The sequence below is a fragment of the Sphingorhabdus sp. genome (assembly GCF_044239045.1).
Classification (GTDB): domain Bacteria; phylum Pseudomonadota; class Alphaproteobacteria; order Sphingomonadales; family Sphingomonadaceae; genus Sphingorhabdus_B.
In genome coordinates this window covers 61,867-71,277 of sequence record NZ_JBIICD010000013.1, presented here as the reverse complement: position 1 = coordinate 71,277, position 9,411 = coordinate 61,867, and the positions used below count along the sequence as shown (strand labels likewise).

Annotated in this window: 8 protein-coding genes and 1 tRNA gene; 8 read left to right on the top strand and 1 reads right to left on the bottom strand. The window is 56.1% G+C overall.

What is annotated here, in order from left to right:
* Positions 1-200 precede the first annotated feature (200 nt).
* From ACILP4_RS06950 to ACILP4_RS06940, 3 genes are all read left to right on the top strand, one after another.
* A complete protein-coding gene (locus ACILP4_RS06950; protein ID WP_395620014.1) occupies positions 201-1,133 on the top strand; it encodes a formylglycine-generating enzyme family protein in 933 nt (310 codons plus the stop codon).
* A gap of 440 nt (positions 1,134-1,573) precedes the next feature.
* Positions 1,574-1,999 carry a DUF2924 domain-containing protein gene (locus tag ACILP4_RS06945; protein WP_395620009.1) on the top strand — a complete coding sequence of 142 codons (426 nt, stop codon included), beginning with the start codon at positions 1,574-1,576 and terminating at the stop codon, positions 1,997-1,999.
* Positions 1,996-3,627 carry a recombinase family protein gene (locus ACILP4_RS06940; protein ID WP_395620008.1) on the top strand — a complete coding sequence of 544 codons (1,632 nt, stop codon included), beginning with the start codon at positions 1,996-1,998 and terminating at the stop codon, positions 3,625-3,627. The genes ACILP4_RS06945 and ACILP4_RS06940 overlap by 4 nt, the downstream gene beginning before the upstream one ends.
* A 184-nt stretch (positions 3,628-3,811) precedes the next feature.
* Here ACILP4_RS06940 and ACILP4_RS06935 read toward each other — a convergent pair.
* Positions 3,812-3,885, bottom strand: a tRNA-Cys gene (locus ACILP4_RS06935).
* A 273-nt stretch (positions 3,886-4,158) separates the two neighbouring features.
* On the opposite strand from ACILP4_RS06935, the gene ACILP4_RS06930 reads away from it, so the two are divergent.
* Genes ACILP4_RS06930 through ACILP4_RS06910 form a run of 5 tightly spaced genes read left to right on the top strand, consistent with a single transcriptional unit; the run spans position 4,159 to position 9,376 of the window.
* On the top strand, positions 4,159-4,743 hold the full coding sequence (locus ACILP4_RS06930) for a protein-L-isoaspartate O-methyltransferase (protein ID WP_395620007.1): 585 nt from the start codon (positions 4,159-4,161) through the stop codon (positions 4,741-4,743).
* Entirely contained in the window at positions 4,740-6,206 is a 1,467-nt protein-coding gene (locus ACILP4_RS06925; protein ID WP_395620006.1) for a TolC family outer membrane protein, read from the top strand. The genes ACILP4_RS06930 and ACILP4_RS06925 overlap by 4 nt, the downstream gene beginning before the upstream one ends.
* Positions 6,207-6,226: 20 nt before the next feature.
* Positions 6,227-6,643 (top strand): DUF2497 domain-containing protein, encoded by a 417-nt coding sequence (locus ACILP4_RS06920; RefSeq protein WP_395620005.1) that lies wholly within the window; start codon positions 6,227-6,229, stop codon positions 6,641-6,643.
* A 26-nt stretch (positions 6,644-6,669) separates the two neighbouring features.
* Entirely contained in the window at positions 6,670-7,953 is a 1,284-nt protein-coding gene (locus ACILP4_RS06915; protein WP_395620004.1) for an amidohydrolase family protein, read from the top strand.
* A 40-nt stretch (positions 7,954-7,993) separates the two neighbouring features.
* The gene (locus ACILP4_RS06910; protein ID WP_395620003.1) at positions 7,994-9,376 is read left to right on the top strand and encodes an amino acid permease; all 1,383 of its coding nucleotides are present in this window, start codon (positions 7,994-7,996) and stop codon (positions 9,374-9,376) included.
* Positions 9,377-9,411 lie beyond the last annotated feature (35 nt).

The window sequence follows — 9,411 nt, the reverse complement described above, 5'->3', positions numbered from 1 at the left end:
GCAGAAAGTCGGCATCGCCGTCGGTCCAGCTATTGCTGCGGCTGTATATGGCGTCAAGGGCAGCGACTGGGTAATGATTGCTTCGCTTGTCCTTGGCCTTACTGCAATGGCTGCACTGACACCTGCCACCAGAACGCGTGATGTCGCAAGGGAGCAGGAATGACATGGTTGCGAACCTCCTGCCGCCCGATCACGCAGGAATGCGTCATATCCCCGGCGGAACCTTCACCATGGGATCGACGCATGGATACCCAGAGGAAGGCCCAACAAGGCAGGTCAAGCTCGATAGTTTCTGGGTCGATGAGGTCCCGGTAACCAATCGCAGTTTCGCCCGCTTTGTTGAGCATTCTGGGCACATCACCACTGCGGAAATCGCACCCGATTCCAAAGACTATCCCGGCATGCTTCCCGAACTGGCGCATCCCGGATCGCTTGTCTTCAACAAGACCGGCCATCCGGTTCCGCTCGACCAGGTCAACCTTTGGTGGTCATTCACGCTTGGCGCGGACTGGCGGCATCCATGGGGCCTAGATAGCGATCTCGATGCACTCGACCTTTGGGACCATCCTGTTGTCCATGTCTCATGGCACGATGCTACGGCATTTGCAAAATGGGCAGGCAAGAGCTTGCCGACCGAGGCCGAGCACGAATATGCCGCGCGCGGTGGGCTGGATGAAAAAGAGTTCGCCTGGGGCGATGAACTCGCGCCCGAAGGGCAAATGATGGCGAACTACTGGCAAGGCCAGTTCCCAATTTCAAATACGCTCGACGACGGTTGGGAACGGACCTCGCCAGTAAGGAGTTTTCCCGCCAACGGCTATGGGTTGTTCGACATGATCGGCAATGTCTGGGAGTGGACTTCAGACTGGTGGGTTGACCAACACGACCTACTCCATCGGGAAAAGGTCCGGAACGCCTGTTGCTCTGTCAGCAATCCGAGAGGCGGCAGCCTGCGCGATAGCTTTGATCCCAGCCAACCCCAAATCCGGATCGGCCGCAAAGTTTTGAAGGGTGGATCGCATCTTTGCGCTGCCAATTACTGTCAACGCTATCGTCCGGCTGCGAGACACCCGGAAATGATCGACACTTCGACCAGCCATATCGGTTTTCGTTGTGTCATCCGACGCCCTTGAGGACTGCATTAGTCCGCCGGAAATTCACACTGTTGGATCATCGTAGGCAGCTTTCTGAATGAAGCGCAGCTTACCTCAAATTCTAATTCAAAAGCCGCCATTCCGGATCGCCCAACATGTTAGCCTTCTCCAATGTGCTTTTCTAGCGTCCGCCTTTGTAATGGCCAATTAGGACGCAGAATGTCTGTAACTGGGCGCAAAGCAGACATTTGCCGGAGCGGTAGAATTTATCAGCGGTTAATGACGGGTACTGCATACACCCAACCCTTACAGTCCCGAGCATCCACTTTTAATGCAAACTCGACTGGACTGTGCTCTAAATACGAGCAACAGCACATTGCACTTCGGCACTGATCGAAGCGGCTTGCCCTGCCGGCTCTAACCGGGGGGCTCTGGGTGGTGGCAGCAGGCATTGGGCCTGCTGCGATCGGAGACCACCTATGTTAAAATCGTCAAGCCGCAAGAAGCAGGCCACCGCTGTCGCCGCCGAGCTTATTGATATGTCATTAGCGGACGTTAGAGCAGAATGGCAGAAACGCTATGGTCCGCCGCCTAAGCATCGAGCGGCAGATTTGTTGCGGCGCGTGCTGGCTTGGCGCATCCAAGCCGATGCTTTCGGCGATCTCGATGCTGCGACGCGGCGGATACTCGCTAAGGAGCAAAACGTCCTGCGGCCTGCTGCCCAGCCAGGTATGCGATTGGCGCGCGAATGGGCAGGCCAGCGCTACGAGGTGGTCGTGATCGAGAGCGGCGTGGTCTTTGAGGGGCAGACCTTTGGTAGCCTCTCAGAAGTTGCCCGTCATATCACTGGCCGCCGGTGGAACGGACCGCGGTTCTTTGGCCTGCGGGGTGTCAACGTACGATGACCGAAGCCAAGACAAAGTTCCGCTGCGCGATCTATACCCGTAAATCCACCGATGAAGGCCTTGAGCAGAACTTCAACAGCTTGGATGCGCAGCGTGCCGCCTGCGAGGCGTATATCCAAAGCCAAGCTGGCGAAGGCTGGGAATGCCTGCCGCAAGTTTATGACGATGGTGGATGGTCGGGCGGTAATATGGAGCGACCTGCTCTTAAACGGCTTCTCGATGAGATCTCCAAAGGCCAGGTTGATATAGTAGTAGTTTATAAGGTCGATCGATTGACCCGAAGCCTCACGGACTTCGCCCGCATCGTTGAAACGTTCGATAACAATAAAGCTTCATTCGTGAGCGTGACCCAAGCGTTCAATACAACCAACAGTATGGGCCGGCTTACGCTCAATGTCCTCTTGTCCTTTGCGCAGTTCGAACGCGAGGTCACAGGCGAGCGAATCAGGGACAAGATTGCTGCATCCATGGCACGTGGTATCTGGATGGGCGGGAGCATCCCTAAAGGCTATGACCTCGGGAACCGTAGGCTGGATGCAAACCCAATAGAGGCGGAACAGGTCCGTTACATATTCAAGCGCTATCTTGAGCTAAACTCCCTCGTCTCTCTCGCCAAAGATCTTGACCAAAACAACATCCGATCCAAACGATGGACAGCGCGAAGTGGGAAGGAGCGGGGCGGATATCTTTACGGCCCAAGCGGGCTTTCTTATCTGCTGCGTAATCGGATTTACCTCGGCGAAATAACCCACAAGGATAAGTCTTATCCTGGCGAGCATGATGCCATCATCGACACGGACCTGTTCCAGCAAGTGCAGGACCGTCTTGCCGCAAACCACCACAAGTTTGTGCAAAGGCGAGCGCGCTCTGCAGCCTGCCCTCTTCACGACAAAATCTTTGATGCTCAAGGTCAGCCAATGCGGCCAAGCTTTGGGTATGGGCGAGGTAAGAAGATATATCGTTATTATGTAAGCGGCACATTGCTTCCGCTCGGTAGGCTCAAAGCTGGAAGTACAACTCCCCTTGGCGATAGACTGTCGGCGGAGCGCACTGAGAGGTTCGTGCAGTCTCAGCTCGTCTCTCTTCTTCCTCCAAACGGGTCTGAACCAGAGATCTTCGGCGCCATGAAGAGGGTAACATTCTCAGCGACCACGCTAACGGTGATACTCGACATTCAGGCATTGATCGAACCCAATGCCTGCAGAGATACTCTTCTCGACAAAGCACAGCAGATCGACCCGGCAGCTAAAATAGACAGTGACGATCTCTTACTGTCTCTTGATGCGCGGCCAGTGCGACGCGGCAGGTCGGTGCGATCCTCCGACTGCTTCTTGGATGCCCCGGAACAAAGAAGAGTTTTAGCCGAACTGGTACGAACCTCGCACCGCAAGCTGACAGAGTTGAACGCCTCACCACTTCATCCCGAGATGCACGAGCAAATGTCCACGCCCATCAACGAATGGACACGTGAGCGCATTGCTATCGGACTATTGGCGCCCGATATCCAGAAAGCGCTGCTTACTGGAAAGGCACCTTTAGGGCTTGATCCGGAGAAACTGCTGTCTCGGGATATGCCTCTGGACTGGGATGGTCAACGGAAGTTTTTAGGCATCCGGCATGCTGCATAGAATGCACCTCCTACTATAAGTGTCACAGGCTATTGCGCGTAGAGACTGAGGGTCAAATCAAGGCGATTTGGCCCTCTTTTGGTCTCTGCAGAGACTTTAGAGCAGCGGCACTAAGCCCGGAGGGCCGCAGAAAGGCGGCGTTTCGGGGCTGAAGGTGTCGTTGGGGTTTTATCTGTGAGGTGTATGGAGGCCCGAGCCGGAATCGAACCGGCGTGCAAGGATTTGCAGTCCTCTGCGTCACCACTCCGCCATCGGGCCCCTGAACAATAACTTGCCTGAAAAGCAACGCCATTATGTGGTGAAGGCGGGCGTTTAGCGGCTTGGCCAATTCAATGCAACCGGCAATCTGACGCCTTGTGCCCCGTCCGCCACAAGCGGCAGGAAAAGTTGCTATTTGCATCCCGAAATAGGCTGTTTGTCTGAATCCCGCTTGGCGTAAGAGGCAAGGCTGGCTAGAACCAGACTCAAGGGCTGTATTGTGTTTGCAATACAGCTGTGCCACATGGCCAGCAAGTTAATGGAAATATTCCGATGGAATCAGTGAATTTTGAAGAAATGCGGCGGTCTATGGTGGACAGCCAGCTGCGTACCAGTGGCGTAACCGACGCATGGGTGCTGGCCGCGATGGGCAACATCCCGCGTGAAGATTTCGTGCCGGTCATCCACCGATCCACGGCGTATATGGACCGGTCGATTGCGTTGGACGATGGTTCTGCCCTCAACCCTGCTGTTTCTGCCGCGTTGCTACTACAGGCGGCTGATGTGCGCGCAGATGATCATGTTTTGTTGGTTGGCAAAGCGGATGGTTATGTCGCCGCGATCTTGCGCACACGGGTCAACGCGCTCGTTTGTGTAACGGCGGACAATGTTTCGGCAGCACAATCGGCGGCGCCCTTTGCGTTGATCATCATTGATGGCGCAGCAGAAGAGTTACCCTCTGCGTTGGTGAATCTCGCCGCCGACGGCGCGCGATTGGTGACCGGCATCATCGAAGGTGCGGTCACGCGTCTGGCCAAGGGCTATGTTCACAAGGGGAAGATTGCGTTGAAATCATTTGAGGATAGCGAAATTGCCCCGCTGCCGGCCTTTGCCCGCAAACCGGAGTTCGTATTTTGAGCACCCGCCGCCTGCTCATAGTCGCTTTGCTGAGCTCCGCCGGATTGGCCGCGCCTGCCAACGCGGACACGCTGCGTGACGCCTTGGTGTCCGCTTATGAAACCAACCCGAACCTAACCGCAGCACGTCAGGGGCAGCGCGCAACCAATGAAGGCGTTCCGTTGGCGAAGGCCAATGGTCGTCCGGATATCACGGTGCAGCCAACCTATGTCGAAAATGTCGTTCAGGACAGCGGCGGATCCGTGGTTCAAGCCCGTGGCATCAATGTAAACGGCACGATTGCAGCGCCCTTATACGCCGGCGGCGGCATTAAAAACGCGGTGCGCGCAGCGGAAAACCGGGTGGAGGCAGGCTTTGCCAATCTGCGTGGTACCGAAAGCGCGATCTTCTCGGCGGTGGTCGGCGCTTATATGGATGTCATTCGCGATGAGTCGATCGTTGATCTGAACCGCGCGCAGGTTGGGGTGCTGTCGGTAAATCTGGATGCCACGCGTGACCGTTTTGAAATCGGCGATTTGACCCGCACCGATGTCGCGCAATCCGAAGCACGGCTCGCGCTCGCAACGAGCAACTTGGAAACCGCACGCGCCAATCTGATCCGTTCGAAAGAGGTCTATATCCAATTGGTCGGGCGGGAACCTGGGCAGTTGGAAGCGCCGCCGCCCTTACCCAATTTGCCATCAACGCCCGACAGCGCCGTGACCGTGGCTTTGGACAGCAACCCCGATTTGATCGCGGCACGCGAAGCACGTGAAGCAGCCCGCTTTGATCGCCGCGCAGCAAATGCATCGCGTCTGCCAACGATCAGCGTCTTTACGTCGTCATCTTACTCCAATGCTTTGAATTCGATCTCTTCAAATATTCCGGGCTTTGTAGCAGACAACAGCGCGTTAAATGCGCAAGCGGGCGTTCGGGCTACTTTACCCTTATATCAAGGTGGACAGCCTGCTGCGCAAATCCGACAGGCGCAAGCTCGGCTTGGCCAAGCCCAGGAACTGGAAATCGCCGCCGAACGTGAGGTGATTGCGCAGACCCGCGCCTCTTTCGCGAGCTGGCGGGCTGCACTGGATGTCATCGCCGCTTCCGAACGCGCAGTATCTGCAAACGAATTGTCGCTTGAGGGCACGCGCGCAGAAAATGGCGTTGGTAACCGTACCATATTGGACATATTGAACGCGGAGCAAGAATTGCTGAACAGCAAGGTGCAACTCGTCGCCGCACGCCGCAACGCCTATGTTGCCGGTTTCACTTTGTTGGCCGCAATGGGCAAAGCCGAAGCGCGCGATTTGGGCCTAGAAGGCGGAACATTATACGATCCCGTCGCTGATTATCAAAAGGTCGACGGTGCGTGGAATGACTGGTCGTCACAACGTGACCCCGTCGCCAAATCAACCCGTACCGTTGACACGGCTGCGCAAAAGGCAGAAATAGAGCCAATCGTTACCGACGGCAGAAGTCGGTAATTTACCTAAGGGCTGAAAATATGGCGGACAGCCGAAACGAACCTTCGATGGATGAAATCTTGGCCTCGATCAAACGGATCATCGCTGACGATGACCGCGATCGCCCCGTTACAAAGCGTGCGGCGAAGTCCGCCGTGTCGGATATCGAAGAAAACGAAGTCCTTGAGCTAACTGACGCCGATCAAAATGCGCGCAGTGGCGAAGTTTTGTTAGATAACAATAAGGCGCAGAGCCTGCGCCACAGCTTTTCCGCGCTACAGACTTTGTCAGAGCCTGGCGCAACACCACAGATTGTTCGGTCCGGCGAAACCTCGCTTGAGGGACTGACGCGCGACCTGTTGCGTCCCATGCTGAAAGATTGGCTCGACACGCATTTGCCACCCATCGTCGAAGCGATGGTCGAACGCGAAATCACACGCATCACCAAAAAAGGGTGATGAAAACTGTGTGCCGTAAGGGCAACATGCGTATCATGCCCATTCTGGCATCATTGGCGGTGCTTTTCACCTTTCTGCCAATGGCGGCACATGCCTCCGACCTTTACATTGCAACGGGCAAGCTCGTGGATGTTCGAGCAGGCACCGTTCTCGCCAATCAATGCATCAGCGTCACCGACGACCGGATCACGGCAGTTGCACCCTGTGGCGCAACGCCAAAGGGCGCGAAACGGGTAGACTGGTCGGTATTCACCGTTCTTCCAGGCTTGATTGACCTCCACACCCATTTGGCGGACGCCGGCCAAAGCGCAGACCTCGCGCTGCCCATCAAAACATCACCTGCGGCAACGGCCTTGCTGGGCGCGCATAATGCCCGGCTGACATTAGAGGCTGGGTTCACAGCGGTCCGCGATGTCGGCACCTATAGGGGACTCACCGATATCGCCTTACGCGATGCGATCAACTTTGGGCATGTTCCGGGGCCGCGCATGTTCGTTGCCGGTGCCTATATCACCCTGCCCAAGGGCGGCGGCGAATTGAACGGTGTTGTGCCCAATGACCAATTGCCTGCCGACATGCGACTTGGGATTGCCAGCACACCTGAAGAAGCCGCAAGTAAGACGGCGTTCCTCATAGAACAAGGCGCTGACTTCATTAAAACCATCGCTACGGGCGCCGTGCTAGCCATCGGCACGGAACCTGGCGAGCCGGAGCTTAGTGAAGCGCAGCTGCGCGCGGTCGTTCAAACCGCAAAGGCAAAGGGCAAATTTGTCACCGCACATGCCCATGGCGCGGTTGGCATTAAAAACGCGATCCGTGCAGGCGTGCGTTCCATCGAACATGCCAGCCTGATCGACGATGAAGCGCTGGCAATGGCGAAAGCCAGCGGCACCTGGCTGGTGATGGATATCTATAATGGCGATTATATTGATGATATCGGAACACGCGAAAAATGGCCTGAAGAATATCTGCGCAAGAACCGTGAAACCACCGATATTCAGCGCGCTCGCTTTACACAGGCCGTCAAAATGGGCGTGAATATTGCATATGGCACCGACAGCGGCGTCTATCCACACGGACAAAATGGGCGGCAATTTGCATATATGGTCCGCTACGGCATGACCCCGATGCAGGCCATCCAAAGCGCAACAATCCGCGCGGCCGAGTTATTGGGCAAGGACGACGCCCTCGGGAGTATCGCACCGGGGCGCTTTGCCGATCTGGTGGCGGTGGACGGTGACCCGCTTACAAATATCCGTATATTGGAAAATGTTGCGCATGTGATGCAGGGCGGAAAAACCGTCCGCTAATGGCCATGTGCTATTGCGCCGAATAAAGTGGGGGAAGAATATGACGGACATTGCGCATAATGTGGCAACCGAAACCAATGGCGGGGCGGAGCTGTCGCGCAGTTTAAAGTCGCGCCATGTCTCCATGATCGCGATTGGCGGCATCATTGGTGCGGGTCTATTCGTTGGTTCTTCGACCACCATCAGCCAAGCCGGTCCTGCCGCTGTATTCTCCTTTGCCATTGCCGGGTTCATTATCTTGCTGGTCATGCGGATGATCTCCGAAATGGCGATAGCCGTTGATGGCGTACAAACCTTCCCGGACTTTGCGCGCGCCGGCCTTGGCCATTTGGCCGGATTCCTGTCCGGCTGGCTCTATTGGTATTTTTGGGTTGTCGTGGTCGCGATTGAGGCAATTGCTGGCGCGCAAATCCTGCATGGATGGTTCCCTGCCGTGCCTGAGCTTGGTATCGGCATAGCGCTGATGGCGATTTTGACCGCCGTGAACCTTATGTCCGCGCGCGCATATGGTGAATTTGAATTTTGGTTCTCGTCAATCAAGGTCGCCGCAATCATCGTCTTCATTCTGGTCTGCGCGGCATGGGCCTTTGGCCTAACTTCAGGCAGCGGTTCGACCTTTGGCAATTTGACCGCGCATGACGGCTTTATCCCCAATGGCTGGGGCGTCGTATTGGCGGCGGCAACCTCGACCATATTCAGCCTTGTTGGCGCGGAAATCGCGACCATCGCTGCCGCCGAATCCGAAGAGCCTTCTAAAGTCATTAGCCGCATGACCGTATCGGTCACACTGCGCATCCTTGTGTTCTATGTGCTGTCAATCTTCCTCATCGTGTCCGTCGTGCCATGGACTGAGATCGTGCCCAAGGTGTCGCCCTTTGCCACCACGCTTGCCTATATGGGCTTACCCGCGGGTCAGCTGATTATGGAGGCTGTTGTGCTTGTCGCCGTGCTGTCCTGCTTGAACTCCGGCCTATATGTTACCTCGCGCGCTTTGTTCGGCCTCGCGAAGCATAAGGACGCGCCTTTATGGCTGGTGCAGGTCAACAACCGCAAAGTGCCCGTGCGCGCCATATTGATCGCTAGCCTGTTCAGCTATTTCGCGCTCGCCGCCGACGCGGTGTCGCGTGATGTGGTGTTTAGCTTCCTCATTAATAGCTGCGGCGTGACGATGCTTCTTCTATATCTCATGACATCCGCTGCACAGCTGAAGCTGCGCCGTAAATATGAGGCGGAGGACCCCGGCCGATTGCAAATCAAGATGTGGTTCCACCCCTTTGGCACTTATGTTGCGATAGCGGCGATGTTGGTAATCTTGGTCGCAAAGGGCCTTGATCCGGCGGCGTCGAAGGAATTGTGGTTGAGCTTGCTCGTAGCGGGCGGTTTTGCAGCGGCGTTTTTCGTTTTCCGGCGACGGGTGGCGTAGCCGCACTCCAATCATCCTGAACTTGTTTTGGCAGG

Excerpts from the sequence above, each read along its gene's own strand:
- ACILP4_RS06950 (WP_395620014.1), top strand. The coding sequence starts at position 201 with ATGCGTCATATCCCCGGCGGAACCTTCACCATGGGATCGACGCATGGA.
- ACILP4_RS06945 (WP_395620009.1), top strand. The coding sequence starts at position 1,574 with ATGTTAAAATCGTCAAGCCGCAAGAAGCAGGCCACCGCTGTCGCCGCC.
- ACILP4_RS06940 (WP_395620008.1), top strand. The coding sequence starts at position 1,996 with ATGACCGAAGCCAAGACAAAGTTCCGCTGCGCGATCTATACCCGTAAA.
- ACILP4_RS06930 (WP_395620007.1), top strand. The coding sequence starts at position 4,159 with ATGGAATCAGTGAATTTTGAAGAAATGCGGCGGTCTATGGTGGACAGC.
- ACILP4_RS06920 (WP_395620005.1), top strand. The coding sequence starts at position 6,227 with ATGGCGGACAGCCGAAACGAACCTTCGATGGATGAAATCTTGGCCTCG.
- ACILP4_RS06915 (WP_395620004.1), top strand. The coding sequence starts at position 6,670 with ATGCGTATCATGCCCATTCTGGCATCATTGGCGGTGCTTTTCACCTTT.
- ACILP4_RS06910 (WP_395620003.1), top strand. The coding sequence starts at position 7,994 with ATGACGGACATTGCGCATAATGTGGCAACCGAAACCAATGGCGGGGCG.